Here is a 24,371-nt window from a genome sequence, read left to right as displayed (position 1 = left end):
CACGCTCGGGCTACTGGCTGGGTGTCCCGTCAGCGGGTGTGGGGATCTGGCCGGATTTCAGCCGCCACAGCCGCATCGAGCAACTGGCCTCACTCCGGTCGAGTTCAGGCGCCGCGGCGACGGCGCTGTCGAGCCGGACGAGGACCTCGTCCTCCCAGGGCTTCCAACGCCGGTTCTTGCCGCGGGGCTTCACCCCCGGAGGGCGCTGCCAGGCGAAGACGGTTCCGGCAGCCTCCTGTTTGCGGCGCAGCGCGAGGCAGCCGGGGTAGTAGAGGTGTTCGGCCAGGCGTACGGCGGCTTCCATGGTGTACATGACGTTGTAGATGCCATCACGAGCGTTGCGTTTGATGTAGCGCTGAGCCCCGGTTACCTGCTTTGTGTAGAAGCAGAGGTAGGCCCCCACGGCTGTGCTGGCCGTGGTCAGGGAAACGAAGGGGAATCCCTGGCCAGTGATGCCCACTGACCCGTCTGCGTCGATGACTCCGCGAAGGTAGTCACGGGCTGAGAAGTCCACCCGGGGCGGCGTGATGCGCCGCGACTTTCGCCCGTAGGGGATCCCCAGCTCATTGATCAAGGACCTGGCTTCCAGGGAGCAGAGGGACCAGATCGCCGAGTGGTGGCGGTCGGCGAAGTTAGTGGCCCGGATGCGCTCGGTGATGCTGCTGTGGTACGGGGTCAGCCGCTGGAACTCACGGAGAATCGCGACGTCCCGCACGTTGATTTCGACGGTCAGGCGCCCCTTTTGGCCGGATCCGGCGGAGAGATGGCCGTCTGCTTGAACGAAACCGAACATGTAGCTGTATTCGGGATCGGTGAGGTCTATGAACCCTGTTGAGCGGGGAACGAGATCGCTGACTTCGAAGAGTGCGGGCGCGTTAAGGTCGTGCTCAGCCACGGGAAGCCTCAGTTCCTCGGTGGTGAGGCTCTCCGCCGGGATTACAGTCCCGGCGGAGAGCCGTCTGTATGAAGTTGTGACCGAGCGTATGCCGGGCGGGCGACATCGCTTCGAGTGATCGAAAGGATTCGCCCGGACGGGTGATACGTGAATTTCGTCAGACCGTGCGGTGCACCTTGGAGTTGGAGGCCTGGGCGCGGGGGCGGACCACCAGGAGGTCGATGTTCACGTGGCTGGGCCGGGTGATGGCCCAGGTGATCGTGTCGGCCACGTCGTCCGCGGTGAGTGGGGCGTCGACGCCCGCGTAGACCTTGGCGGCCTTCTCGGCGTCGCCGCGGAAGCGGGTGGTGGCGAACTCCTCCGTCTTGACCATGCCGGGGGCGACCTCGATGACGCGGACCGGGGTGCCGACGATCTCCAGGCGCAGGGTCTCCGCGAGGACGTGTTCGCCGTGCTTGGCGGCCACGTAGCCGCCGCCGCCCTCGTAGGTGGAGAGACCGGCGGTCGAGGACAGGATGACCACCGTGCCGTTCCCGCTCGCGGTGAGGGCGGGGAGCAGGGCCTGGGTGACGTGGAGCGTGCCGATGACGTTGGTCTCGTACATCTGGCGCCAGTCCGCCGGGTCCCCCGTGGCCACGGGATCGGCCCCGAGCGCGCCACCGGCGTTGTTGACGAGGACGGCGAGGGTGCGGAACGCGGTGGCGAACTCGTCGACCGCGGCACGGTCGGTCACGTCCAGGGCGTAGGCCGTGGCCTCGTGGCCGGCTTCGGTGATCTCGGCGGCGAGCGCCTCGATGCGGTCCTTGCGGCGGGCGGTCAGCACCACGCGGAAGCCGGCGGCCGCCAGTTGCCGGGCGGTCGCGGCACCGATGCCGCTGCTCGCTCCGGTGATGACGGCGATGGGGGATGCGGCCATGGCGGGCTCCTCGGACAGCTGATCGGTTACGGGGTCAGGATAGGCAGGGGCGCGGTCAGTGGTCGCGGGGGGCGTACATGATCACGGCCATGCCGGCCAGGCAGATCAGCGCACCCGTCACGTCCCAGCGGTCCGGCCGGTAGCCGTCGGCGGCCATGCCCCAGGCGATCGACCCCACGACGAAGACCCCGCCGTACGCGGCGAGCACCCGCCCGAACTCGCCGTCCGGCTGGAGGGTCGCGACGAAGCCGTAGGCGCCCAGGGCGATGATGCCCGCGCCGATCCAGGCCCAGCCGCGGTGCTCGCGTACCCCCTGCCAGACGAGCCAGGCGCCGCCGATCTCGAAGAGGGCGGCGAGGACGAAGAGGGCGAGGGAACGGACCACGGACATGCGAGCAGGGTGTCACGGGGGCGTTCCCGAGGACGCGCCGGGACAGTGGGTATATAGGGATAATTCGTGATGATCTGTATCTTCGGGTCATGGGAGTGACGCGCAAGGCTCTGCTGGGAGTGTCCGCTGCGGCGGCGATGGCGTCGGCGGTGGCGCTGGGTGTGGGCGGGACGGCCGCGGCCGTCGGTGCGCCCGTGGTGCGGAGCATCGGATCGGAGGCGGATGTGTCGCACCACGGGCATGTCTCGTTGTGGGGCACCGGGCTCGGGATCTGGCTGCGCAGCGAGAACCGCGGGCCCTCGGACCTGGCCGGAGTGACCGTGCGGCTGCGGATCTCCGTACCGCTGGCCGGACGCCAGGAACTGCCGCAGGAGTGCCTGCAGGCCGACCGGGCGACCGTGCTGTGCCGGACGGGCAGGTTGCCCGCGGACGCTTCCGAGCAGCGGCAGCTCGCCCTCGAACTGCAGCTCGCGGGCCGGCCGGCGGAGGTGGTCGTCCGGATCGACACCGTGTGGAGCGACGGGGCGACGGACCGGAATCCGAGGAACAGCGAGCACGAGGTGCTGGCGCCCGCCACGGGGGACGAGTACGTCTTCTGAGGCCGGCCCGCGCGCGGTCACCGCGGCGGGGAGGGTGCCTGCTCCGTACACTCTCCGCATGCCGCAGAAGTCACCCGTCCCGGGCCGTGGCGTGCTGCTGGCCGAGCTGGCGGTCACGTCGCGCCGCTACATGGCCTCGTACGCCTTGTTCAACCAGGCCCTGGCCGACCACCTGCGGCTGCACCCCACTGATCTGCAGTGCCTGAACCTGCTCGGCCTGGAGGCGGAGCCCGTCACCACGGGCCGTGTCGCGGAGCTGACCGGACTCACCACCGGGTCGGCGACCCGGCTCGTCGACCGGCTGGAGCGGGCCGGATATGTGACCCGGGCGCGGGACACGGCGGACCGGCGGCGGGTGCTCGTGGCGACCGTGCCTGAGCGGATGGCGGAGTTCGGCGCGGTCTGGGAGCGGCTGAACGGCGGCTGGGCGGCCCTGTTCGAGGCGTACGACGACGACGAGGTCGCTTTCCTCATCGCCCATATGCGCCGGACGGTGGAGCTGGGCGCGGCCCAGATCGAGAGGCTGCGCGACGACGGCGGGGACGACGGCGGAGCCGGCGGCGGGTAGGGCCGGAAGGCGGTGCGGACTCAGCCGCCCGCCGCACCCGGTCCGGCCAGGGCGCTGCCGAACTCGCGGACCGCTTCGCTGACGATCGCCTCCAGGCGGGCGTGGTGGGCGCCGCGCCAGTAGACCCGGTCGCACTCCGTGCACTGGGCGAAGACGTCGTACGACCGCTGCGTGCCGTGCTCCAGCCGCGCGCTGACGGAATCCTTGTCGGCCGCCGCCAGCGGCCCGTTGCACGCCGTGCACCGCGTCCACGGCGCGAGGTCCGGCGCGAAACGCTCCAGCACGTCCCGCAACTGCGCCTCGGGGCGGTCGCTGTAGACGTACGCCCCCGCCCAGATCTCCCGCCGGTGCAGCAGTCCCCGGTCCCGGGAGAGCAGGACCCGGCGCTCCCGCGCCGAGCGGCCGGCCAGCGCGGGATCGCCGATGTCCTCGCTCTCGTACGCCGCGTCGACCCCGAGCAGGCGCAACCGCCGTGCGAGCGTGCCGAGGTGGACGTCGAGCAGGAAGCGCAAGGGGGCGCCCGGCACGTGCTGCGGGCGCTGAACGGCCCGGACCTCGACCCGTTCGCCCGCCGCGGGGATGTGCGAGACCGGCACGGGGCGCCCGTCGACGAGGAGCTGTCCGGCCTCGGTGAGCGGGACCCCGAGCGATTCCACGACGTGGCCGAGGGTGGACGAGCCGTCGGTGGTCACGGCCGTCCGGCCCCGGCGGCGCTCGTGCGCGACGAAGAGACGCAGTTCGGGGGCGACTTCGAGGTGGATCTCGGGTCCGTTCACCCGGTCAGGATGCCATCGGGGCCGGGCACCGGCCAGGGCATTCGGCGAGGGACGGGTGTCAGGCGCGGAACGCGGCGGCGTGGCCGGCGGCCCAGGCCGCGAACGTACGGGCCGGACGGCCGGTCAGCTTCTCGATGTCGCCGGTGAGCTCGGCGGGGGAGCCGGCCGTGGTGGCCCAGTAGTCGAGCAGTGCCTCGGCGATCTCCTCCGGCAGGGAGGGGGAGACGCTCTCCTTCCAGGCGGCCCTGCTCACGGTGCGGACGGTGACGGGGCTGCCCGACGCGGCGGCCAGGAGTCCGACCTGCTCGGCGGCGGTGAGGGATTCGGGTCCTGTCAGGTGGTACGCCGCGCCCCGCAGCCGCGTATCGGTGAGGACGGCGAGTGCCGCTTCGGCGATGTCGGCCTCGTCGATGGGGCTGGTCCGGCTGTGCGGGTAGGGCAGTTCGACGGGGCGGCCGGACCGGAAGGACTCCGACCACTGGTAGGCGTTGCCCGCGAAGGCGCCGGGGCGCAGGAAGGTGGTGGTGAGGGGTGAGTCGCCCAGTGCCTGCTCCATGGCGTGGTGGGAGGCGGCGATCGGGTCGGACGCGGCATCCGGGCCGAGGACCGCACTGGAGGAGAGCAGGACGATGTGCGCGACGCCGGCGGTCCGCGCGGCGGCGAGGAACTCGGTGACGTGGGACGGCTCGGCGTAGAGGAACACGGAGCCGACCCCTGCCAGGGCGTCCGCGAAGGTGCCCGGATCGCTGAGATCGCAGGCCACGGAGGGGACGCCGGGCGGCAGCGAGAGCTCGCCGGGGTTGCGGGAGGCGGCGCGCACGGCGTGGCCGCCTCGGTGCAGGAGCGACACGAGCGTGGAACCTACGCGGCCGCGACAGCCGGTGACGAGGGTGAGCATGGTGACGGATCTCCTCGGTAAGGGGGCCGGTGTGGGCTCCGCGAGGCTGAGCCCTGGTTCGTGCGCACCGACCTGCGGGCGAGATGTATCTGTGAGACGCATAATCTGCGTGACGCAGATAAATATCCAGGAGGTGCCCACGCCCATCAAACGGTTATGCACCCCGCCCCTGGCACCACGTCCCGCCCGTGGCGCCGGCCGCCCCGGTCTCGCCCCCAGCCCCCGGCGTCCCCGCCGGCCCGCTCCCTGTCCGGGTCAGCGATCCGGGTGGAGGTCCAGCCGCCAGTCGTTGGTCAGCAGCTGGTGTCCCGGCGGGTACTCGACCTCGCACTCGCCGATGAGGGCGAAACCCGCCTTGCGGCACACCCCGTTGGACGCGCCGTTCTCCACGGACGGGTAGGCGTGCAGATAACGGTGCTTGTGCTCGGCGCGCGCCTGTTCGGCCACGGCCGCCGTCGCGGCCGACGCGATGCCCCGGCCCTGGAACTCGGAGAGGACGGCCCACCCCGTCTCGTACACCTCCTGGCCCTGCCAGGTGCGCTCCCAGAAGCCGATGGTGCCGACGGCCTCCGCCACGCCGGGCAGCGCGATGCGGAACATCCTGCCCCGACCCTCGCGGTCCGCGCTCAGCGCCACATAGCGGGCATGGCGTCCTACGAGCTGCTCCTCCGACTCGGGGCCGCCCAGGTGGTCCATCAGCTCCGGTGCGTTGGCGCGGCGGAGCAGCTCCAGGTCGTCCGGCGACCAGGGCTCGATCCGTACGGGTGATGCTTCGGTGCGTTCCATGCCAGAACTGTAGGGCGGGCCACTGACAGTCGAAGGGCGTCAGCGGGCGCCGAGGGCGGTCGGTGGGACGCCGACCGTCGCCGTGAAGTCCCTGACCAGGTGCGCCTGGTCGCTGTAGCCGAGATCCGCGGCGAGTCGCGCCCAGTCCACCGCCGGGTCCGAGGCGGCGCGTTCCATCGCCTCGTGGATGCGGTAGCGGAGGATGACCCACTTGGGGCCGACGCCCACGTACGTGGCGAAGAGCCGTTGCAGCGACCGCACCGACACCCCCTCGCCGCGGGCCAGTGCGTCGACGCGGCGGACCGTGCGGTCGCTGCGTACCAGGTCGACCAGGGCCATCGCCCGGTCGGCCTGCGGATCCGGTTCCGGGCCGAGCGCCAGCAGGTACGCGTCGAGCGCCGCGACCCGCGCGTCCTCCTGAGCGGGGTCCAGTACGGCGGACGGCGGGGCGGGCGGGGCGAACACCTCGGCTGCCGGTACCCGGCGTCCCGTCCAGACGGACACCGGCCGGTCCGGCGCGAACGGCCGGAAGCCGCCCGGCCGGAACTGCACACCGCAGACCCGCCCCCGCCCCTCGAGCTTCTGCGTGAAGAGCTCCAGGCCGATGCCCGAGACCTCCGCGAACCCGGCGTCCTCGTCGCCGCAGCCCGCGTACCGCTCGAAGACGAGGTTGACGCTGGGGTGCGGGACCACGTGGGAGGCGTACGGCGCGCGCAGGTCCCAGTCGATCAGCCAGTAGTGCTCCAGGTAGGGGCGCAGTGCGGGCGCGGGCTCGCGGCGCCGGAAGCGCACGTGCGTGAAGAGCTCGGGGGCGTCGACGATGCCCCGGGTGTCGCGTCGGGGACCTCGGGAGCCGGGCATGGCTGCCGATCTTATGACGCGGTCGCTCCCGTGTCCCGGGTGGCGCGTTTCTTCAAGACGCGAGCCGTCGCCGGATGCATGGTCGAGGCATGAAGAAGATCAGTGAATTGCTGGATGCGGCTGTCGGCAGCGCGCTGCCCGTGGTGCGGGGGACCGAGGACAGTCAACTGGACGCTCCCACGCCGTGCGCGGAGTACGACGTCCGTGCCCTCATCAGTCACCTCGCCCAGGTGGTCGTCAACTTCACCGCGCTCGCCGCCCGGCAGGACGCGGACTTCGGTGCGACCCCGGACGCGGTCACCGGGGACTGGCGCGAACGCTTCGGCGAGGAGACGGCCGCGCTGGTCGCGGCGTGGGCGGCGCCGGGCGCCGAGGAGGGGACCGCGGGCTCCATGGGGTTCCCCGCCCGGACGGTGGGGCACATGGTGCTCGGTGATCTGACCGTGCACGGGTGGGATCTGGCGCGGGCCACGGGCCAGGAGTTCGTGCCCGACGCGGACGTGGTCGACGAGATCGGCCCCGCCCTGGAGGCGATGGCTCCGAAGGCCCGCGAGGCGAAGATGTTCGGCGAGCCGTTGCCCGTGCCGGAGGGGGCTAGCCCCTTCGCGCGGGTGCTGGCGCTGACCGGTCGGGATCCTGACTGGCAGCCGCCCCGGGCCTGACATCGGTGGCCGGAACGGGCGTGCCCGTCGCCGGCGAGCCGTCGTAGAGCGTGCCGAGGGCCTCGTAGGCGCCGGCCACGATCCGCTCGGCGTCCACGAGCATCGCGCGCTCGGCGAGGCGGGCCGCCTGATGGGTGTACGGGGACGGCGGCGCCGGGTGCCGGCGCCGCCACCAGCTCTCGCACACGGCGTAGACGCCACCGGCGAAGACCAGCACGGGAATGGACAGAGCCGGCAGAGTGTCGTGCACGGCGGGCCTCCCTCAGTGTCGATGCCTCCTGCATCGGCAGGTCCGGCAGGTCCACTGAAGATCATCCTTCGGCCAATGAATGGCCGGATGTGGCCGGTTGAGGCCCGCCCCCGGAGAAGCGGCGCGTCGGGGGGACACCTGTGGGGTCGTGTGTGCGGTGGCGGTCCGCTCAGCGGGATGTGTGTTCGGCGGGAGTGCGTTCGGCGGGCGCGGGGGTGGCGGCCGAGGGGGCGGCGGGCAGGCCGGGCCCGGACGCGCCGGGGGGACCGGCTTCAGGCGCTGACCACTTCCCGGACCGCCGCGACGAAGTCCTCCGTTCGCGGATGCGTGGGGTGGGCGGGGCGGGCGAGGTAGACCGTGGCGGCAGGGGCGTCGGCGAGCAGGACGAAGCGGACGCCGGGGTGGCCGTGGCTCTCCGCCGTGCCCGCCGCGCCCAGGCCGAACGCACCGCCGGTGGCGATGAGGTTCAGCCACTCGTCCACGTTGCCGACCTCGACCGTCCGGGCCGGGCGCCGGTCCGCGGGCCAGAGGTCCGGCGAAGCGGTGCCGGTGTCCGGCCACAGGGCCAGCGGGAGGTCCGGGCGGGCGGTGAGTTCGGCCAGCAGCACCCGGTCCCGGCCCGCGAGCGGGTGGTCGTCCGGCAGGGCGGCGACCCGGTCCTCCGTGTAGAGGGCCTCCGTCCGGATGCGCGGATCGGCGGGGACGGTGCGGAGCACCGCGACGTCGGTGTCTCCGGTGGCCAGGCCGGCGGTGCTGTTGTCCTGCCGGACCACGTCGAGCCGGACATGGGGGTGTGTGCGGCGCCAGGAGCGCAGCAGCGGGACGGTCTGCTGCCCGAGCACCGCACAGGTGTAGCCGATCCGCAGGGGGCGGGAGACCGTCCGGGTGTCGGCGAGGGCCGCTTCGAGGTGGGCGAGGATCGCCCGTCCGTGCCCGAGCAGGGCCGTTCCGGCCGAAGTGAACACCAGGCGCCGGGAGGAGCGGTCGACGAGCTGGACGCCGACCCGCGCCTCCAGTTGGGCGAGCGTGCGGGAGAGCGCCGGCTGCGTCATGTGCAGCCGGGCCGCCGCGCCGGTGACGGTGCCCGCCTCGGCCAGCGCGTCCAGGGCTCTGAGATGGCGCAGCTCCACATCATCCATGCCTGCGGAGCATAGTCCCTGCCCAAACGGCATTTCCGGCCCGGGAACGCGGTCCGTAGCGTCGCAGACGTCCGGGTGATCTCCCGGACTTCGTTTCGGAGACGTCAGGGATGGTGGGTCATGAGGATTCTTCTGGTGGGCGCGGGCGGCACGCTGGGCGGTGCGGTGCGCCGGGCGCTCGTGGCGCGCGGCCACGAGGTGATCGGTGTGGGCCGCTCGGGCGGCGATCTGGTGGCCGACGTAGCCCGCCCGGAGGAGGTGGCCCGGTTGTACGCGGAGGCCGGCCCGCTGGACGCGGTGGCGGTCGCGGCGGGCGACGCCGTGTTCCGGCCGTTGGGTGAGCTGACCGCCGACGACTTCGCGGCGACCTTCCGCGGCAAGGCGCTGAGCCAGCTGGAGCTGGTCCGGCAGGGCGCCCGGCACGTCGCGGCGACCGGGTCGTTCACCCTGGTCAGCGGGGTTCTCACCGAGGAACCGATCGTGGCCGGGGCAGCCGCGTCCGCGGCCAACGGAGCGGTGGAGGCCTTCGTGCGAGCCGCCGCGATCGAGCTCCCGCCCCGGCGGATCAACGCGGTGAGCCCCACGGTGGCCGAGGAGTCCCTGCCTTCGTACGGCCCGTTCTTCGCCGGTATGGAGGCGGTCCCGGCGGCCCGCGTGGCGACGGCGTACGTCCGCTCGATCGAGGGCGCGCAGACGGGGCAGGTCTATCGGGTCCGGTGAGGCGATGACGGACGCGTGATCCGCCGCATGCGGTTCACCCCGTGGCACGACCGAACGGGGTGAACCGCGGGTCGGGCGGGGGTGCGGTGAACCCCCGGGTCCAGCGGCGAGCGGGGTGAACCCGGGCTCGGCGGGGGGTGCGGTGAACCCCGGGTCCAGCGGCGAGCGGGCCGCCCCGCGGACCCGGCAGGCGCCCGCCTCGCCCCGGCTCAGGGCAGCCCCCGGCGGTCAGTCGCCTCGCCCCGGCTCAGGGCAGCGCCGGCAGTAAGCCGCCTCGCCCCGGCTCAGGGCCACACCAGGCAGTACGCCTGATGCCCCGCGTCGTGCAGCCGGTGGCTGAAGTCCTGCCACTCGTGGAGCAGTTGGTAGACGTTGAACGCGTCACGCGGGCCGCCCCGGTCCGGGACCGTCGACCAGATGAAGGCCGCGGCGCCCACGGACTCCTCGCCGACGCCGCGCAGCGGGTCGACGACCGTCATGGGGAGCTTGACCACCGCGTAGTCGGGGTGCAGGACGACCAGCTCCAGCGGCGGGACCTTGTGCAGGGGTATGCCCTGTATGCCGGTGAGGACCATCGCGGCCACCGTCTCCGGCTTGATCTTGGTGAACATGCCGCCCATGCCCAGCTCGTCGCCGCCGAGCTCCTCGGGGCGCATGGAAATGGGCACGCGTGCGGCCGTGGCCCCGTCGGGGGCCCCGAAGTACTTGTAGGTCACCCCCACCCGGCCACCACTCCTGCTTCCGGCTCCGCCACCCACCTGCGCACCACCGACCTGCGCACCACCGGCCTGTATGCCCTGCCTGCGCTCAGCCTCGCGCCGGTGCCGACCCCGCCGGGCAGGCTCGGGCCCCAGGTCGTCGGTCCCTTCGCCCACTCCGCCACCGCGATGCATATCTCATCCACCCGACTACTAACTAGGAGACACAGCCCCGCCGCGCAACCCGATCATCGTGTCAGTGACCTCCCCCACGGGCGTGCGGTGAAACACCGGTCCGCAAGTCCGTCCGCGGCTCTGACACCATGGCATGTGTGAGCTTTCCCTATGACGCCCCAGTTTCGCAGACGCTTTTCGACCGCGCGTCCCTCGTGACGCCCGGTGGCGTGAACTCTCCCGTACGTGCCTTCCGGGCCGTGGGCGGTACGCCCCGCTTCATGGTCTCCGGTAACGGTCCGTACCTCACCGATGCCGACGGGCGTGAGTACGTCGACCTCGTGTGCTCGTGGGGGCCGATGATTCTCGGCCACTCCCGCCCCGAAGTCATCGCCGCGGTCCAGGAGGCCGTCGCCCGTGGCACCTCGTTCGGTACGCCGGGTGAGGGCGAGGTGGCGCTCGCCGAGGAGATCGTGGCCCGGGTCGAGCCCGTGGAGCAGGTACGGCTCGTGTCGTCCGGCACCGAGGCGACCATGTCCGCGATCCGCCTCGCCCGTGGTTTCACCGGCCGGGCGAAGATCGTGAAGTTCGCCGGGTGCTACCACGGCCACGTCGACGCGCTCCTCGCCGCCGCCGGCTCCGGGGTGGCCACCTTCGGTCTGCCCGACACGCCGGGGGTCACCGGCGCACAGGCCGGCGACACGATCGTGCTGCCGTACAACGACCTGGAGGCCGTACGGGCCGCCTTTGCCGCGCAGCCCGGCGAGATCGCCTGCGTGATCACCGAGGCGTCGCCGGGCAACATGGGCGTCGTGCCGCCGCTGGACGGCTTCAACGCGGGGCTCAAGGAGATCTGTGCCGCCAACGGCGCGCTGTACATCTCCGACGAGGTCATGACCGGGTTCCGCACGTCGAAGGCCGGCTGGTTCGGCGTCGACGGGGTGCGCCCCGACCTGATGACGTTCGGCAAGGTCATGGGCGGCGGCTTCCCGGCCGCGGCGTTCGGCGGGCGGGCCGACGTGATGGCGTACCTGGCCCCCGCCGGCCCCGTCTACCAGGCGGGCACGCTCTCCGGCAACCCGGTCGCCACGGCCGCCGGCCTCGCCCAGCTGCGTCTGCTGGACGACGCCGCGTACGCGAAGGTCGACGCGGTCTCCGCGGAGATCCGGGGGCTGGTGAGCCAGGCCCTGGACAAGGAGGGGGTCGCCCACACCGTGCAGGCGGCGAGCAACATGTTCTCCGTCTTCTTCACCGACCGGCCCGTCCGGAACTACGACGACGCCAAGCAGCAGGAAGCTTTCCGCTTCACCGCGTTCTTCCACTCGATGCTGGCGCAGGGCGTCTATCTCCCGCCGTCCGCGTTCGAGTCGTGGTTCGTCTCCACCGCCCATGACACCCGGGCCGTGGAGCGGATCGCCGCCGCGCTGCCCGCCGCAGCCCGCGCCGCATCGGAGGCCACCGCATGAGCGAGACCAGCAACAGCGCCGGACGCAAGGACATCACCGTCGTCCACCTGATGCGTCACGGAGAGGTGCACAACCCGGAGGGCGTGCTGTACGGGCGCCGTCCCGGCTACCACCTCTCCGAGCTCGGCCGGCAGATGGCCGACCGGGTCGCCGAGCATCTGGAGAAGCGCGACATCACGCATGTCGTCGCCTCCCCGCTGGAGCGCGCCCAGGAGACGGCGACGCCGATCGCCAAGACGCACGGCCTGGACCTGGTCACCGATGAGCGGCTCATCGAGGCCGCCAACGTCTTCGAGGGCAAGACCTTCGGTGTCGGCGACGGGGCGCTGCGCAAGCCCGACAACTGGAAGCACCTCACGAATCCCTTCCGGCCGTCCTGGGGTGAGCCGTACATCGAGCAGGTCGTACGGATGATGGGCGCGCTGGACGCGGCGCGCGACGCGGCACGCGGCCACGAGGCGGTGTGCGTCAGCCACCAGCTGCCGGTCTGGATCGTCCGCAGCTTCGTGGAGCGGCGGCGGCTGTGGCACGACCCGCGCAAGCGGCAGTGCACCCTCGCCTCGCTGACCAGCTTCACGTACCAGGGCGACAAGATCGTGTCGGTCGGATACTCGGAGCCGGCCCGGGACCTGGTGCCGGCGCATCTGCTGGCCGGGGCGAAGCCGGTGAAGGGGGCGTCGAAGGGGTTCGGCGCGTAGCCGGTCCTGGGGCCTGGGGGCCGGCCCGCCCGGTGGTGTGGGGGCGGGCCCGGGGGCGGCCCGTCACCCGCTCCGTCCCCGGTGTGTCCCGTAGCCGTACGGGCGCGGGGCCCCCTCGACGGGCTTGACCGGGCCGAGCGGGGCCCGGGCCGAGACCGGGCCGTTCCCGGCCCGTTCTGATCGTGTGGGCCGACCGGGCGGAATGCCGCCGTCCGGGGTTTCGGCCTGCGCTGTTCAGGGGTCTGCGGAGTCGATCTTGCGTTCGGTCATGGCTGGGGGCTGGTTGCGTAAAGAATTATGTGCTAATTCGCGGAACCACCGTGTTGCTTCACCCATCTAAGCCTTTGCCAGTTTGTATGGACTTGGGGCAAAACGACCGCAGATGGGAACGGTATGCGCGACATCAGCCGAAGGGGTTTGCTCGGGGCCGGACTTGGGGCTGCGGCCGCCGTCGGGATGGCGGGCTGCGGTTCCTCCAGTACCTCCCGTACGGGGGGAGCGGGGCCGGACAAGGGTGCCAAGGGTGAGAAGGGCGCCGACGGAGCGGTCAAGGGCAAGGGCCCCGCCAAGAAGGATGTCCGCGCCATCGGTGACGGTTCCACCGCCGACACCGGGAAGCAGCCGCGCCAGCCGCCCGCACCCGTTCCGCTCGAACCAGGCCAGACGCCGCCGCAGTTCGTGATCTTTTCCTGGGACGGCGCCGGCGAGGTCGGCAACGGACTGTTCCCCCGTTTCCTGGAACTCGCCAGGGAACACGACGCGGCGATGACCTTCTTCCTCTCCGGGATCTATCTGCTGCCCGAATCGAAGAAGTCGCTCTACCGCCCGCCCAACAACCCCATCGGCGCCTCCGACATCGGCTATCTCACCGACGGTCACATCAAGGAGACGCTGAAGAACGTGCGTCAGGCCTGGACCGACGGCCACGAGATCGGGACGCACTTCAACGGGCATTTCTGCGCCGGGTCCGGCTCGGTGGGCAACTGGTCGGCCTCCGAGTGGCAGAGCGAAATCGATCAGTCGATCTCCTTCGTCACCGAATGGCGCACCAACACCGGCTGGACCGACCTCGATCCGCTGCCTTTCGATTACCGCAGGGAACTCGTCGGCGGCCGCACCCCCTGTCTGCTCGGACAGGACAATCTGCTGCCCACCGCGAAGAAGCTGGGCTGGCGCTACGACGCCAGCTCGCCCGGTGGCACCCAGGTGTGGCCCACCAAGCGCATGGACGTGTGGGACCTGCCGCTCCAGGGCATCCCGTTCCCCGGACACAGCTTCGAGGTCCTCTCCATGGACTACAACATCCTGGCCAACCAGTCGAGGAATTCGACCAAGGGAATGCCCTCCCGGTATCCGGGCTGGCGCAACCAGGCCACCCAGTCGTACATCAACGGTTTCCAGCGCGCGTACGAGACGAACCGTGCGCCGTTCTACATCGGAAACCACTTCGAGGAGTGGAACGGCGGCATCTATATGGATGCCGTCGAGGACGCCCTCAAGCACATCGCGGGGAAGCCCGATGTGCGCCTCGTCTCCTTCCGCCAGTTCGTCGACTGGCTCGACGTCCAGGACCCGGCGGTGCTCGCGAAGCTTCGTACGCTGGAGGTCGGACAGGCGCCCGAAGGCGGCTGGAACACCTTCTTTAAACAGGCCTGACAACGGGCTTTACGGGCACCGAGGGGGGTGCCCAAGATCTCGGGAACCGCCATGCGAAACTTTTCACATGAGCTATGGCCGCCCCTCCCGACGCCGCTCCACCCTGCTCGCCGCACCTGCCGCGGCCGCCGCGCTGGCGCTGACGCTGACCGCGTGCGGATCGGACGGCAAGACCGGCGGCGGCGGTGACACGCACTTCGTCACGGGCAGCGGCGGGATCTCCACCGTGGCCAAGGGCGAGCGCGTCGACGCACCGGAGCTCGACGGCGAGAGCCTGGACGGCACACAGCTCGACCTCGCCGACTACAAGGGCAAGGTGGTCGTCCTGAACGCCTGGGGCTCGTGGTGCGGCCCCTGCCGCCTGGAGGCCAAGCACTTCGCGAAGGTCGCCGGCGAGACCGCCGGCCAGGGCGTGCAGTTCCTCGGGATCAACACCAGGGACCCGCAGAGGGGCCCGGCGATCAGCTTCGAGAAGGACTGGAACGTCACCTACCCCAGCTTCTACGACCCGGCCGGAAAGCTCATGCTGCGCTTCCCCAAGGGCACGCTCAACCTCCAGACGATCCCCTCCACGCTCGTCATCGACCGGGACGGGAAGATCGCCGCGCGCTCGCTGGCCGCGCTCGACGCCACCAAGCTGCACACGATGATCGACCCGTTGATCGCGGAGAAGTGATCAGGTGATCGCCCTCGCCGCCGCCACCCAGAACGAGACCGTCCTGAGCGGGGCCCTGCTGGTCGCCCTGCCCATCGCCCTGCTCGGCGGACTCGTCTCCTTCTTCTCCCCGTGCGTCCTGCCGCTCGTCCCCGGCTACCTCAGTTACGTCACCGGGGTCAGCGGCACGGATCTCGGCGATGCCCGGCGGGGCAGGACCGTGGCGGGGGCCTCGCTGTTCGTGATCGGCTTCACCGCCGTGTTCGTCTCCGGCGGCGCGCTCTTCGGCTACTTCGGCCAGACCCTCCAGGAGTACAGCGGCACCCTCTCCAAGGTGCTCGGCGTGCTGATGATCCTGATGGGGATCTTCTTCATGGGCCTGATGCCCTGGATGACGCAGCGCGAGTTCCGCATCCACAAGAAGCCGGTCACCGGGCTGGTGGGCGCCCCGCTGCTCGGCGCCCTCTTCGGGATCGGGTGGACCCCCTGCCTCGGTCCGACACTCGCCTCCGTCAACGCGCTGGCCTTCACCGAGGCGACCGCCGGACGCGGCGCCATACTCTCCGTCGCCTACTGCCTCGGCCTGGGCGTGCCCTTCGTGCTCGCCGCCGTCGCCTTCCGCAAGGCGCTCGGCGCGTTCAGCTGGGTCAAGCGCCACTACGTCTGGGTCATGCGCATCGGCGGCGGCATGATGATCGTGACCGGGCTGCTCCTGCTGACCGGCGCGTGGGGCAGCATGATGCAGGAACTTCAGGGCTGGTCCAACGGCTTCACGGTGGGGATCTGAGTACCGATGAGCAACACCAAGTCCAACCCTCCCCAGGAGCGCGAGCGCCCGGACGAGCGGGAGGTCCGCGCGGAGCAGGACCGGGAGACCGCCCGTGAACTCGGCGCCGCCGGCTCCCAGCTCTCCACCGCCCCGCGCGAGGAGGCCCTGGCGAGTCTTCCCGCCATGGGCGTCGTCGGCTGGGCCCGCTGGTTCTGGCGTCAGCTCACCTCCATGCGGGTCGCGCTGATCCTGCTGTTCCTGCTGTCGCTGGGCGCCATCCCCGGCTCGCTGATCCCGCAGAACAGCGTCGACGAACTCAAGGTGCAGACCTTCCAGAAGGCCCACACCACCGTCACGCCGATCTACGAGAAGCTCCAGTTCTTCGACGTCTACAGCTCCGTGTGGTTCTCCGCGATCTACATCCTGCTGTTCGTCTCGCTCATCGGGTGCATCGTGCCGCGCACCGGTACGTTCATCGGCCAGCTGCGCAGCCGGCCGCCGCTCGCCCCCAAGCGCCTGACCCGGCTGCCCGCGTACACCACCTGGCGCACCGAGGCCGAGCCCGCCGAGGTCCACGGGGCCGCGCTCGCGATGATGCGCAAGCGCCGCTACCGGGCCCATGTCGCCGGGGACGCCGTCGCCGCCGAGAAGGGCTATCTGCGCGAGGCCGGGAACCTGATGTTCCACATCGCGCTCATCGTGATGCTGGTGGCCTTCGCCGTCGGGCAGCTCTTCAAGTCCGAGGGCGGCAAACTGGTCGTCGAGGGCGACGGGTTCTCCAACACGATCACCCAGTACGACGACTTCAAGTCCGGGTCGCTCTTCGACAAGGACTCGCTGGCCCCCTTCAGCTTCACCCTCGACGACTTCATCGGCACGTACGAGCGCAGCGGCCCGCAGATCGGCACGCCCCGCACCTACGAGGCCCGCGTGACGTACTCCAAGGGCGCCTACGGCAAGCCGCGGAAGTCCGTCATCAAGGTCAACGAGCCCCTCGTCGTCGACGGCACCAAGGTCTATCTCAACGCCCACGGCTACGCCCCCGTCGTCTCCGTCAAGGACGGCAAGGGCAAGGAGGTCTACAAGGCCGCCGTGCCGCTGCTGCCCCTCGACAACAACGTCACCTCGTCCGGGGCGATCAAGGTGATGGACGGCTACCGCGACAAGAACGGCAAGAAGACCCAGCTGGGCTTCCAGGCGTTCTTCGTGCCGACCTTCGCGGGCGAGGGCAAGGGGACGATGTTCTCGCAGTTCCCCGCCGCCGACATGCCGGTCCTCGCGCTCAACGGCTACTACGGCTCCCTCGGCGTGGACTCCGGGCTGCCGCAGAACGTGTACCAGCTCGACAAGTCGAAGATGAAGGAGTTCAAGGACTCCGACGGCAAGCAGCTCAAGAAGCGGCTGCTGGTCGGCGACACGATGGAGCTGCCCGACGGCGCCGGCTCCATCACCTTCACAGGACTCCAGGAGTGGGCCAGCTTCCAGATCTCCGAGCAGCCCGCCAGCGGCTGGGCGCTCGCCGGAGCCATCGGCGCCATCGCGGGACTCGCGGGCTCCCTGTTCATCCAGCGGCGCCGGGTCTGGATCCGGGCCGTACGCGGCGCCGACGGCGTCACCGTCGTCGAAATGGCGGGGCTCGGCCGCAGCGAGTCCGCGAAGCTTCCCGAGGAGCTGGCCGATCTCGCGGTCACGCTCAACGCCGAGGCGCCCACGGCGCCCGGCTCAGACACCGACCCCGACCACGACACCGATCCGGACTCCGACACCTCCGTCGTCGCCGCGTCCTCCGCAGAGCCTTCCGAAGGGGCTGAGAAGTGAATCTCGCCGCCGCAACCAACGAGAACCTGGCACACACCAGCAATGTGCTGGTCTACTCGTCGATGGCCGTCTACACCCTGGCCTTCTTCGCGCACATCGCGGAGTGGGTGTTCGGCTCCCGCAGCAAGGTCGGCCGCACCGCCGCCGCGCTGACCACCGAGGAAGCGGCCGCCGCCGGCACGGTGAAGGTCCAGGTCGCCCGGAAGGGCGGGACCACCGCCGTACTGGAGCGGCCGACGATCGTCACCCGCTCCGCGGCCGGCTCGCGCGACGTGCCCGACGGGCCCGGCGCCGCGGGCGGCACCTTCAAGGGCGACCTCTACGGGCGGATCGCGGTCTCCATGACCGTGCTCGCGTTCCTGGTGCAGGTGGGCGGGGTCGTCGCCCGCGCCCTGTCCGTGCAGCGCGCCCCCTGGGGCAACATGTACGAGTTCTCCATCACCTTCTCCACGGTGGCGGTCGGCGCGTACCTGACCCTGCTCGTCCTGAAGAAGAACGTCCGCTGGATGGGCCTGATCCTGGTCACCGCCGTCCTGCTGGACCTCGGCCTCGCGACCACGGTGCTCTACACCTCCAGCGACCAGCTGGTGCCCGCGCTGCACTCGTACTGGCTGTGGATCCACGTCTCCACCGCCATCATCTGCGGCGCGGTGTTCTTCATCGGCGGCATCGGCACGCTGATCTACCTCTTCCGCGACAGCTACGAGAGCAAGATCGCCAACGGGCAGGAGCCCGGCGCGTTCGCCCAGTCCGTGCTCTCCCGGATGCCGTCCGCGTCGAGCCTCGACAAGTTCTCGTACCGGATCAACGCGGCGGTCTTCCCGCTGTGGACGTTCACGATCATCGCGGGTGCGATCTGGGCCGGCGACGCCTGGGGCCGCTACTGGGGCTGGGACCCCAAGGAGGTCTGGTCCTTCATCACGTGGGTCGCGTACGCCGCCTACCTGCACGCCCGGGCGACCGCGGGCTGGAAGGGCCGCAAGGCCGCCTACCTGGCGCTGATCGCCTTCGGCTGCTGGATCTTCAACTACTACGGCGTCAACATCTTCGTCACCGGCAAGCACTCCTACGCCGGCGTCTGAGCCGCACGGACACCACGGCTGCCCGTCCCGCCCCTTCGGCGGGGCGGGCAGCCGTTCGCGTGCCGGGGATCAGCGCGCCGAGGACGGCGGCAGGCACTGCTCCTTCGGCGGCGCCCCCTCCGGCCAGGCCAGCGCCGCGAACCGCTGGTGCGGCGGGTCCGGTGCCAGCTCCACCACCGGCACCGCCTTGTTGTACGGGTTGCCGTGGTTGTCCAGGCAGATCCAGCCGCCGGCCCCCCGCACCCGCAGGGAGCCCTTCACCCGGGGCCACTGGCCGCCCACGTCCTCCAGGCCCGGCAGCTGCTCCCCGTCGGCTGTGGCCCGCCGGATCCCCGCGACCGCCAGTGTCATCGCGTCATGGGCGATGATCAGCTGCCCGTCGGTGAGGTCGTCGTGCCCGGTCGGCCCGATCGGCCCGATCGGCTTCCGGCCCACCTCGGCCAGCAGGTCGGTGAACGCCCGGTAGTCCGCCGCCGATCCGCCCGTCGGCTCCTTCTTCCCCGCCGTCACCGGGGGCCAGGCGTCCGGATGCGCCAGCGAGGCGTAGCGGACCGTCACCCGGCGCCGCAGCGCGTCGCGGTCGAGCTTCTCGTCGTCGCCCAGGTACGAACCCTCGTCACCGGTGAGCACCGTGAAGCGGCGGCTCTGGCAGCCGCGCGCGCCCAGTGCGTTGACGAACTGGCGCAACTGGACGTGGCGCCCCGCGAAGAACACGGTGTCCGCGTCGGTGTCGCAGATCAGATGGGTGATCTGCTCGAAGGTGTTGGCCGTGGTGCCCTCGTCGTACGGATCGGCGCGCGAGGTGAACAGCTCCGGCTCGTAGCGCGACCCCTTCAGCAGGTTCCGGAACGCCGACTTCAGGGTGTCCGTGTAGTGGTCGCCGCTGCGGGTGTCCTGCACCAGCAGCGCCTTGTCCGCCTTCACCTCGCCGAACGAGGCGAGGGCGCGGGCCTCGTCCCGGTTGGTGGGTGAGACCCGGGCCAGGCCCGGGAACGGGTCGCCGGCCGGGCCGTTGGCGATGTCGTCGGCGGTGATGGTGGAGCCCACGACCGGAATCCCGGCCCCGGTCAGCTCCTTCACCGCCTCCTTGGCCTGCGTGCTGCTGATCGCCACCCCGGACACCGCGCGCAGCCGGTCCGGAGCCCCCGTCATCGTCAGCAGCCGGTCCACCGCCGGACGCCACCGCAGACCGTTGTCACCGGTGTTGGCGAGCACCACCCGGATCTGCGGGACCTGCCCGTTCGCGTGGTGGTTGGCCCGGTACTGCGCGGCGAACGCGCCCTGGAGCTCGCGCAGCACCTTCCCGCGCATCGACGCGTCGGTCGACGTCAGCGGGAGGAGCAGCGCGACGGTCGCGTACCGGCCCGCCTTCAACGTGGCGTTCTCCCGGCCGATCGCCGCGGCGGCCGACGTCAGCTGCGACTGCCCGAAGTCGTAACCGTCCCCGGACACCCCGACGCACTCCTCGCTGCCCTGCGGCCGGGCGACCCCCGGCGCGCAGGACCGGTCCTCGGGTTCGGTCAGGCGGTCGGCGCCGTACCAGCCGGCCGTGACCAGCAGGGCGCCCACCACCGCCGACGTGACGATCTTCTGCCGGGTGGTCCACCACAGGCGGTAGCGCAGCGGGTTACGCATCCGGGCCACCGTCCCCGGGGCCGTGCGGCCCGGTGCGGGCCGGCGCGGGCGCGCCCGGCGGCATGGACAGCGCCCGCCAGTCCCGCAGATCGTGCGGCCAGTGCGTCGCCGCGTCCCAGAGCACCGCGTGCCCCGTCGGATGCCTGCCGGACAACTGCCGCAGCTCGTGCGCCATCTTGTCGATCACCTCTTCGTCGGGCAGGGCCAGCGGATCGGACAGCAGCCAGACGGCGTGCAGCAACCGCCGCAGCTGCAACTGGAGTTCGGCGGCCCGCTCGTCGAGCCCGGCGAGTGCCGCCCGTTCGTCGTCCGACGTCACGGACCGGCCCAGTGCGACGGCCCGCCGCGGATCGGGGCCGGCGCTGCCCGGCGGACGGGGGAAGGGGGCCGAGGCGATGAAGCGCAGCGCGTCGAGCCAGCGCAGCACGTCCGGCCGGGCGAACTGCACCCGCAGATGCGTCACACAGTCCTCCGTGCCGCCCAGCACCAGCTCCTGATGCAGCCGGTGCGGCTCGCTCGGGCAGCTGCCCCCGGCCGCGTACGCCGAACGCAGCGTCTCGTGCACCGCGCGCCACGCCGCGTAGTACGGCGGGTCGTCGTCCTGGAACCGAAGCCGGTGCAGCAGCAGCGACCGCAGCAGCGGATCGGCGACGAAGTGCTCCGGCCCCACCGGCCAGTCCTCCGACCGCAGCTCGTCCCGCACCCGCAGGGCCACGTCGCCGTCCAGCGACTCGCCGCGCAGCCGTGTCGTGGCCAGCAGCCGGGCCGAGTCCTCGCCGTGCGCGGCGGCCAGCACGCTCAGCACGTCCGGCCGCTGCCCGGGCAGCAGCCGCTCCAGCAGCTCGTCGGCCACCCGCACCGGCGGCCGGTCCTCCCGCAGCTCCACCGTGCGCTCCAGCAGCGCCCCCGGCACCAGCCGGCCGGGCTCCGGCGACTCGCCCGCCGCCTGCGCCAGCAGGGCCACCCCCAGGGGCCGGCCCCCCGTCAGCCGGTGTATCCCGCGCGCCAGGCCCGCGGGGGTGCGGCCGCGCGGGTCGTGACGGTCGAGTGCGGAGCGCACGTGGGCGGCGTCCAGCGGGGTGAGGTCGACGGCCAGGATCCCGGAGGTCACCTCCGTGCCCCGCGTCCAGTGCGAGGCGTGCGCCACCTCGGGGAGCCTGCGGCGCACCGCGTGGCTCAGCCCGGCGTGGTCGCGGATGCGCGAGGAGGCGAACACCGCGATCCGGTCCCGCACCCCGCTCGCGCGCTGACGCAGCAGTGGTTCGACCAGCTGGCGGCCGAGCGGCGAGTGGGCGTTGTCGAGGAGCAGGACCGGGCGGCCCCGCCGGGCGCCGCGCGCCATCCCGCGGTAGGCCCGCACCAGGTCCGCGACCAGGGCCAGCACCAGGTGGTCCTCGGCGCGGCGGCGCAGATCGCCGCCCCGCTCGAAGTCGACCGCGAGCTGCCGCAGACCGATCCGCCCGTTGCCGCCCGCGTGCGGATACGTCCCGTACCAGTCCGCCGAACGCCGCTGGAACCGGTTGAACGTTTCCTCCAGCACCGTCTCCACGGTCGCCTCGGCCACCATGCCGGCCATCGGCGCCATGGAGTCGAAGGCCCCGGCCGCCAGCTTCGTCAGCACTTTGGTGACCCAGCCGGTCGCCGCGTCGCCCCGGGTGTCGAGCGTGGCCAGCACGGGCCCGAGCGACTGCAGATCACGCTGCGCCCGCGACTCGTCCTCCCGCCGCCAGGACACCGAGGCCACCGCCACCAGTCCCAGGCTCAGGCGCGGGAACTGCACCGGGCGGGCCGCGTGCACCCGTGCCGTGAGCTGGGTGGCCAGCTCCGGCAGCACCCCCGTCACGGGCGTCCAGCCGGGCCCCGGATCCGCGGGGGGCAGCACGGCCTCGCAGTCCACGAGGGCGAGGGGAGTGATCTCCCGGTACAGGCTGCGCAGTTGTTTGAGCACGGCCGTCTTGCCCATGCCGCGGCCGCCGGTCAGCACGGCGACGGGCGGGTCGTCGCCGTGCTCGCAGACCACCCGCCGCGAACCGTGAGGAGTGAGACCGGTCAGGCGCGCCGCAAGTCCGTCGTCACCGAAAATCGCCTCGCGCCCGTACAGCTCTCGCTCCACAGCACCCCCCGTGCCGAAGCCCGCCCTGACCTGTCACTTCGTCAACACCAGGATATCGGTGGTGTGTTGGAGGAAGGTGAAGATTTTCGAACGATCGGGGCGGAGCGGGCCGGGTGCGGCGGGGCGGTTCAGCCGTCGCCGGCCGTCCCGCCCCGGCCGGCCGCGCTCACGCGGGCATCGGGGTGTCCAGCACCGCCTTGCGGTGGCTGAACGTCTCCAGCGAGTACCGGCCGTGGTAGCTCCCCGTCCCGCTCTCGCCGACCCCGCCGAACGGCAGGTCCGACACGGTGAGATGGGCCAGCGGCAGCCCGATGCCGACCGCGCCCGATGAGGTCTCCTCGATCAGCCGCTCCCGTACGGCGTCCGCGTCGGTGAACGCGTACAGCGCCAGCGGCTTGTCGCGGTCGTTGATGAACGCGATCGCCTCGTCCAGGCCGCCGACCGTCACGATCGGGAGCACCGGCCCGAAGATCTCCTCCCGCATCACGGGCGCGTCCGGCGCCACGTCGGCCAGCACGGTCGGGGCGATGTACTTGCTGTCGCGGTCGTACGTCCCGCCGGTCACCGTGCGGCCGGAGCCGAGCAAACCCGTCAGCCGGTCGAAGTGCCGGTGGTTCACGATCCGCCCGTACTCCGGGTGTGTCGAGGCGTCCGCCCCGAACAGCCCCTCGACCGCGGTGGCGAGGGCGTCCGCGAGGGCGGCGCCGGTCTCCGGGTCGGTCAGTACGTAGTCGGGGGCGACGCACGTCTGGCCGGCGTTCAGGAACTTGCCGGCCGCCAGCCGGCCCGCGACCGCCTTCAGATCCGTGCCCCGGTCCACGAACACCGGTGATTTGCCGCCCAGTTCGAGCGTCACCGGCGTGAGGTGCTTCGCCGCGGCGGCCATCACGATCCGGCCCACGGTCCCGTTGCCCGTGTAGAAGACATGGTCGAAACGCTCGGCGAGCAGCGCGGTGGTCTCGGGCACCGCCCCTTCCACGACGGCGACCGCGTCCGGGTCCAGGTAGCGCGGCAGCAGCCGCGCGACGGCGGCGGAGGTCACGGGCGCCAGCTCGCTCGGCTTGGCCACGACCGCGTTGCCCGCCGCCAGTGCGCCGACGACCGGGGCGAGCAGCAGTTGCACCGGGTAGTTCCAGGGGGCGATGACGAGGACGACGCCGAGCGGGTCCTGCACGGTGTGCGCCTTCGCCCCGCTCAGCGAGGCCGGTACGGGGGCGGGCTCGGGCCGCAGCCAGCCGGCCAGGTGCTCCAGTGTGTGGTCGATCTCGCGGATCGTGAAGTCGATCTCGGTGCGGTACGCCTCCTTGCGGCTCTTGCCGAGGTCGGCGTGGAGCGCGTCCGCGAGCTCGTCGCCCCGCTCGGTCAGCAGCGCGCGCAGCTGCCGCAGCTGGCCCGTGCGCCAGTCGAGGCTCTTGGTGCGGCCGGTACGGAAGGTGGCGCGGAGGCGGGCGACGGTCCCGGCGGGGGACTCGGCGGGGCGGGGGGTGTCGTGGACACCGGACGGTACGGAGGACATGGGGGTACTCCTTGCGGCGCGGAACGCGGGTGCGGCTCAGAGCTTGATATGCTCAAGCAATTACTTCCATGTAACTGCCAACAGTTGAGCATGTCAAATAAACTGCGGCAGCCGCCGAACGAAGAACGGCCGACCATGACCACGGAACCGACGCCCCGCGCCGCCACTGCTCCTGACGACCGAGCCGCCGCCTCTCCGGACGACCTGCTGGAGCCGCTGGCCCTCGTCGTCCGCGGTCACCATGACGACCTCACCGCCGTCGCCGCCCGCCACGGCCTGTCCACCTCGCAGGCCCGCGCGCTGATCGCGCTCAACGCGCCCATGCCGATGAGCGCCCTCGCCGCCCACCTGGTCTGCGACGCGTCCAACGCCACCGGCCTCGTCAGCCGGATGGAGACCCGCGGTCTGGTCCGCCGGGCCCCGGCCCCCGGTGACCGCCGCTCCAAGGTGGCGACCCGCACCCCCGAGGGCACGGCGCTCGCCCACACCCTCCGCGCGGAGATGCGCGCCGTGCGCGGGGCGCTCGAAGCGCTCACTCCGGAGGAGCGCACAGCGCTGCTGCCCCTGCTCAACCGGCTGGGGCAGCTGCTGTACGCGTGATCAGGCCCCGTGCCGGGGGCGTCGTGAGCC

Annotated in this window: 25 protein-coding genes; 12 read left to right on the top strand and 13 right to left on the bottom strand. The window is 71.7% G+C overall.

What is annotated here, in order from left to right; translation table 11 throughout:
* Window positions 1–10: 10 nt before the first annotated feature.
* From ABZ454_RS06850 to ABZ454_RS06840, 3 genes are all read right to left on the bottom strand, one after another.
* Complete coding sequence (locus ABZ454_RS06850; protein WP_359536390.1) at window positions 11–895, bottom strand: hypothetical protein; 885 nt, start codon at window positions 893–895, stop codon at window positions 11–13.
* A gap of 157 nt (window positions 896–1,052) precedes the next feature.
* A complete protein-coding gene (locus ABZ454_RS06845; protein ID WP_359536389.1) occupies window positions 1,053–1,811 on the bottom strand; it encodes an SDR family oxidoreductase in 759 nt (252 codons plus the stop codon).
* A gap of 55 nt (window positions 1,812–1,866) precedes the next feature.
* Window positions 1,867–2,202: a YnfA family protein gene (locus ABZ454_RS06840; RefSeq protein WP_356314113.1), complete on the bottom strand. Its 336-nt coding sequence runs from the start codon at window positions 2,200–2,202 to the stop codon at window positions 1,867–1,869.
* 89 nt (window positions 2,203–2,291) lie between these two features.
* On the opposite strand from ABZ454_RS06840, the gene ABZ454_RS06835 reads away from it, so the two are divergent.
* Together ABZ454_RS06835 and ABZ454_RS06830 are read left to right on the top strand one after the other, a co-directional pair.
* Window positions 2,292–2,801, top strand: a complete 510-nt coding sequence (locus tag ABZ454_RS06835) for a hypothetical protein (protein ID WP_359536388.1) — start codon at window positions 2,292–2,294, stop codon at window positions 2,799–2,801.
* Window positions 2,802–2,859: 58 nt separating this feature from the next.
* A complete protein-coding gene (locus ABZ454_RS06830; RefSeq protein ID WP_359536387.1) occupies window positions 2,860–3,369 on the top strand; it encodes a MarR family transcriptional regulator in 510 nt (169 codons plus the stop codon).
* Between the two features lie 20 nt (window positions 3,370–3,389).
* Here the strand turns inward: ABZ454_RS06830 and ABZ454_RS06825 are convergent, their stop codons facing one another.
* The 4 genes from ABZ454_RS06825 to ABZ454_RS06810 all read right to left on the bottom strand — a co-directional run bounded on the left by ABZ454_RS06825 (window position 3,390) and on the right by ABZ454_RS06810 (window position 6,690).
* Window positions 3,390–4,145 (bottom strand): Mut7-C RNAse domain-containing protein, encoded by a 756-nt coding sequence (locus ABZ454_RS06825; protein ID WP_359536386.1) that lies wholly within the window; start codon window positions 4,143–4,145, stop codon window positions 3,390–3,392.
* Between the two features lie 58 nt (window positions 4,146–4,203).
* Window positions 4,204–5,043, bottom strand: a complete 840-nt coding sequence (locus tag ABZ454_RS06820; protein ID WP_359536385.1) for an NAD(P)H-binding protein — start codon at window positions 5,041–5,043, stop codon at window positions 4,204–4,206.
* Window positions 5,044–5,298: 255 nt separating this feature from the next.
* Window positions 5,299–5,829, bottom strand: coding sequence for a GNAT family N-acetyltransferase (locus ABZ454_RS06815; RefSeq protein ID WP_359536384.1), 531 nt, complete (start codon window positions 5,827–5,829; stop codon window positions 5,299–5,301).
* Between the two features lie 39 nt (window positions 5,830–5,868).
* Window positions 5,869–6,690 (bottom strand): helix-turn-helix domain-containing protein, encoded by an 822-nt coding sequence (locus ABZ454_RS06810; RefSeq protein WP_359536383.1) that lies wholly within the window; start codon window positions 6,688–6,690, stop codon window positions 5,869–5,871.
* Between the two features lie 89 nt (window positions 6,691–6,779).
* Between ABZ454_RS06810 and ABZ454_RS06805 the strand changes: the two genes are divergently transcribed.
* Window positions 6,780–7,352, top strand: a complete 573-nt coding sequence (locus tag ABZ454_RS06805; RefSeq protein WP_356314093.1) for a TIGR03086 family metal-binding protein — start codon at window positions 6,780–6,782, stop codon at window positions 7,350–7,352.
* Here ABZ454_RS06805 and ABZ454_RS06800 read toward each other — a convergent pair.
* Together ABZ454_RS06800 and ABZ454_RS06795 are read right to left on the bottom strand one after the other, a co-directional pair.
* On the bottom strand, window positions 7,285–7,602 hold the full coding sequence (locus ABZ454_RS06800; protein ID WP_359536382.1) for a hypothetical protein: 318 nt from the start codon (window positions 7,600–7,602) through the stop codon (window positions 7,285–7,287). The two genes, ABZ454_RS06805 and ABZ454_RS06800, sit on opposite strands and share 68 nt — an antisense overlap.
* A 272-nt stretch (window positions 7,603–7,874) precedes the next feature.
* Window positions 7,875–8,741: a LysR family transcriptional regulator gene (locus tag ABZ454_RS06795; protein WP_359536381.1), complete on the bottom strand. Its 867-nt coding sequence runs from the start codon at window positions 8,739–8,741 to the stop codon at window positions 7,875–7,877.
* Between the two features lie 120 nt (window positions 8,742–8,861).
* Here ABZ454_RS06795 and ABZ454_RS06790 point away from each other — a divergent pair, with 120 nt between their 5' ends.
* The gene (locus ABZ454_RS06790; RefSeq protein ID WP_359536380.1) at window positions 8,862–9,461 is read left to right on the top strand and encodes a short chain dehydrogenase; all 600 of its coding nucleotides are present in this window, start codon (window positions 8,862–8,864) and stop codon (window positions 9,459–9,461) included.
* 284 nt (window positions 9,462–9,745) lie between these two features.
* On the opposite strand, the gene ABZ454_RS06785 is transcribed toward ABZ454_RS06790, so the two are convergent.
* Window positions 9,746–10,354 (bottom strand): hypothetical protein, encoded by a 609-nt coding sequence (locus tag ABZ454_RS06785; protein ID WP_359536379.1) that lies wholly within the window; start codon window positions 10,352–10,354, stop codon window positions 9,746–9,748.
* A gap of 137 nt (window positions 10,355–10,491) precedes the next feature.
* Between ABZ454_RS06785 and hemL the strand changes: the two genes are divergently transcribed.
* From hemL to ccsB, 7 genes are all read left to right on the top strand, one after another.
* The gene (gene hemL / locus ABZ454_RS06780) at window positions 10,492–11,799 is read left to right on the top strand and encodes a glutamate-1-semialdehyde 2,1-aminomutase (RefSeq protein WP_356313584.1); all 1,308 of its coding nucleotides are present in this window, start codon (window positions 10,492–10,494) and stop codon (window positions 11,797–11,799) included.
* Window positions 11,796–12,497: a histidine phosphatase family protein gene (locus ABZ454_RS06775; RefSeq protein WP_356313578.1), complete on the top strand. Its 702-nt coding sequence runs from the start codon at window positions 11,796–11,798 to the stop codon at window positions 12,495–12,497. Before hemL ends, ABZ454_RS06775 begins: the two co-directional genes overlap by 4 nt.
* A 393-nt stretch (window positions 12,498–12,890) precedes the next feature.
* Entirely contained in the window at window positions 12,891–14,153 is a 1,263-nt protein-coding gene (locus ABZ454_RS06770; protein WP_356313573.1) for a hypothetical protein, read from the top strand.
* Between the two features lie 67 nt (window positions 14,154–14,220).
* Complete coding sequence (locus ABZ454_RS06765; RefSeq protein ID WP_359536378.1) at window positions 14,221–14,829, top strand: TlpA disulfide reductase family protein; 609 nt, start codon at window positions 14,221–14,223, stop codon at window positions 14,827–14,829.
* 4 nt (window positions 14,830–14,833) lie between these two features.
* Window positions 14,834–15,595, top strand: a complete 762-nt coding sequence (locus ABZ454_RS06760) for a cytochrome c biogenesis protein CcdA (RefSeq protein WP_356313566.1) — start codon at window positions 14,834–14,836, stop codon at window positions 15,593–15,595.
* A gap of 6 nt (window positions 15,596–15,601) precedes the next feature.
* Window positions 15,602–17,395 (top strand): cytochrome c biogenesis protein ResB, encoded by a 1,794-nt coding sequence (locus tag ABZ454_RS06755; RefSeq protein WP_359536377.1) that lies wholly within the window; start codon window positions 15,602–15,604, stop codon window positions 17,393–17,395.
* Complete coding sequence (ccsB, locus tag ABZ454_RS06750; RefSeq protein WP_356313559.1) at window positions 17,392–18,477, top strand: c-type cytochrome biogenesis protein CcsB; 1,086 nt, start codon at window positions 17,392–17,394, stop codon at window positions 18,475–18,477. Before ABZ454_RS06755 ends, ccsB begins: the two co-directional genes overlap by 4 nt.
* A 69-nt stretch (window positions 18,478–18,546) precedes the next feature.
* Here ccsB and ABZ454_RS06745 read toward each other — a convergent pair whose 3' ends face one another.
* From ABZ454_RS06745 to ABZ454_RS06735, 3 genes are all read right to left on the bottom strand, one after another.
* Entirely contained in the window at window positions 18,547–20,112 is a 1,566-nt protein-coding gene (locus tag ABZ454_RS06745) for a hypothetical protein (protein WP_359536376.1), read from the bottom strand.
* On the bottom strand, window positions 20,105–22,225 hold the full coding sequence (locus tag ABZ454_RS06740) for a hypothetical protein (RefSeq protein WP_359536375.1): 2,121 nt from the start codon (window positions 22,223–22,225) through the stop codon (window positions 20,105–20,107). Before ABZ454_RS06740 ends, ABZ454_RS06745 begins: the two co-directional genes overlap by 8 nt.
* Before the next feature lie 166 nt (window positions 22,226–22,391).
* Entirely contained in the window at window positions 22,392–23,741 is a 1,350-nt protein-coding gene (locus ABZ454_RS06735) for an aldehyde dehydrogenase family protein (protein ID WP_359536374.1), read from the bottom strand.
* A gap of 135 nt (window positions 23,742–23,876) precedes the next feature.
* Here ABZ454_RS06735 and ABZ454_RS06730 point away from each other — a divergent pair, with 135 nt between their 5' ends.
* On the top strand, window positions 23,877–24,341 hold the full coding sequence (locus ABZ454_RS06730) for a MarR family transcriptional regulator (RefSeq protein WP_359536373.1): 465 nt from the start codon (window positions 23,877–23,879) through the stop codon (window positions 24,339–24,341).
* The last annotated feature ends 30 nt before the right edge of the window (window positions 24,342–24,371 follow it).

This window comes from Streptomyces sp. NPDC005803, from assembly GCF_040630435.1.
Taxonomy (GTDB): Bacteria; Actinomycetota; Actinomycetes; order Streptomycetales; family Streptomycetaceae; genus Streptomyces.
This window is presented reverse-complemented; position numbering and strand designations above follow the sequence as displayed.

Bases quoted from the DNA above. Each gene is read 5' to 3' on its own strand.
- ABZ454_RS06835 (WP_359536388.1), top strand. From the start codon at position 2,292: ATGGGAGTGACGCGCAAGGCTCTGCTGGGAGTGTCCGCTGCGGCGGCG.
- ABZ454_RS06785 (WP_359536379.1), bottom strand. From the start codon at position 10,354: ATGCATCGCGGTGGCGGAGTGGGCGAAGGGACCGACGACCTGGGGCCC.
- ABZ454_RS06815 (WP_359536384.1), bottom strand. From the start codon at position 5,829: ATGGAACGCACCGAAGCATCACCCGTACGGATCGAGCCCTGGTCGCCG.
- ABZ454_RS06745 (WP_359536376.1), bottom strand. From the start codon at position 20,112: ATGCGTAACCCGCTGCGCTACCGCCTGTGGTGGACCACCCGGCAGAAG.
- ABZ454_RS06795 (WP_359536381.1), bottom strand. From the start codon at position 8,741: ATGGATGATGTGGAGCTGCGCCATCTCAGAGCCCTGGACGCGCTGGCC.
- ABZ454_RS06755 (WP_359536377.1), top strand. From the start codon at position 15,602: ATGAGCAACACCAAGTCCAACCCTCCCCAGGAGCGCGAGCGCCCGGAC.
- ABZ454_RS06810 (WP_359536383.1), bottom strand. From the start codon at position 6,690: ATGCCCGGCTCCCGAGGTCCCCGACGCGACACCCGGGGCATCGTCGAC.
- ABZ454_RS06805 (WP_356314093.1), top strand. From the start codon at position 6,780: ATGAAGAAGATCAGTGAATTGCTGGATGCGGCTGTCGGCAGCGCGCTG.
- ABZ454_RS06765 (WP_359536378.1), top strand. From the start codon at position 14,221: ATGAGCTATGGCCGCCCCTCCCGACGCCGCTCCACCCTGCTCGCCGCA.
- ABZ454_RS06735 (WP_359536374.1), bottom strand. From the start codon at position 23,741: ATGTCCTCCGTACCGTCCGGTGTCCACGACACCCCCCGCCCCGCCGAG.
- ABZ454_RS06790 (WP_359536380.1), top strand. From the start codon at position 8,862: ATGAGGATTCTTCTGGTGGGCGCGGGCGGCACGCTGGGCGGTGCGGTG.
- ABZ454_RS06820 (WP_359536385.1), bottom strand. From the start codon at position 5,043: ATGCTCACCCTCGTCACCGGCTGTCGCGGCCGCGTAGGTTCCACGCTC.
- ABZ454_RS06845 (WP_359536389.1), bottom strand. From the start codon at position 1,811: ATGGCCGCATCCCCCATCGCCGTCATCACCGGAGCGAGCAGCGGCATC.
- ABZ454_RS06830 (WP_359536387.1), top strand. From the start codon at position 2,860: ATGCCGCAGAAGTCACCCGTCCCGGGCCGTGGCGTGCTGCTGGCCGAG.
- ABZ454_RS06730 (WP_359536373.1), top strand. From the start codon at position 23,877: ATGACCACGGAACCGACGCCCCGCGCCGCCACTGCTCCTGACGACCGA.
- ABZ454_RS06770 (WP_356313573.1), top strand. From the start codon at position 12,891: ATGCGCGACATCAGCCGAAGGGGTTTGCTCGGGGCCGGACTTGGGGCT.
- ABZ454_RS06775 (WP_356313578.1), top strand. From the start codon at position 11,796: ATGAGCGAGACCAGCAACAGCGCCGGACGCAAGGACATCACCGTCGTC.
- ABZ454_RS06840 (WP_356314113.1), bottom strand. From the start codon at position 2,202: ATGTCCGTGGTCCGTTCCCTCGCCCTCTTCGTCCTCGCCGCCCTCTTC.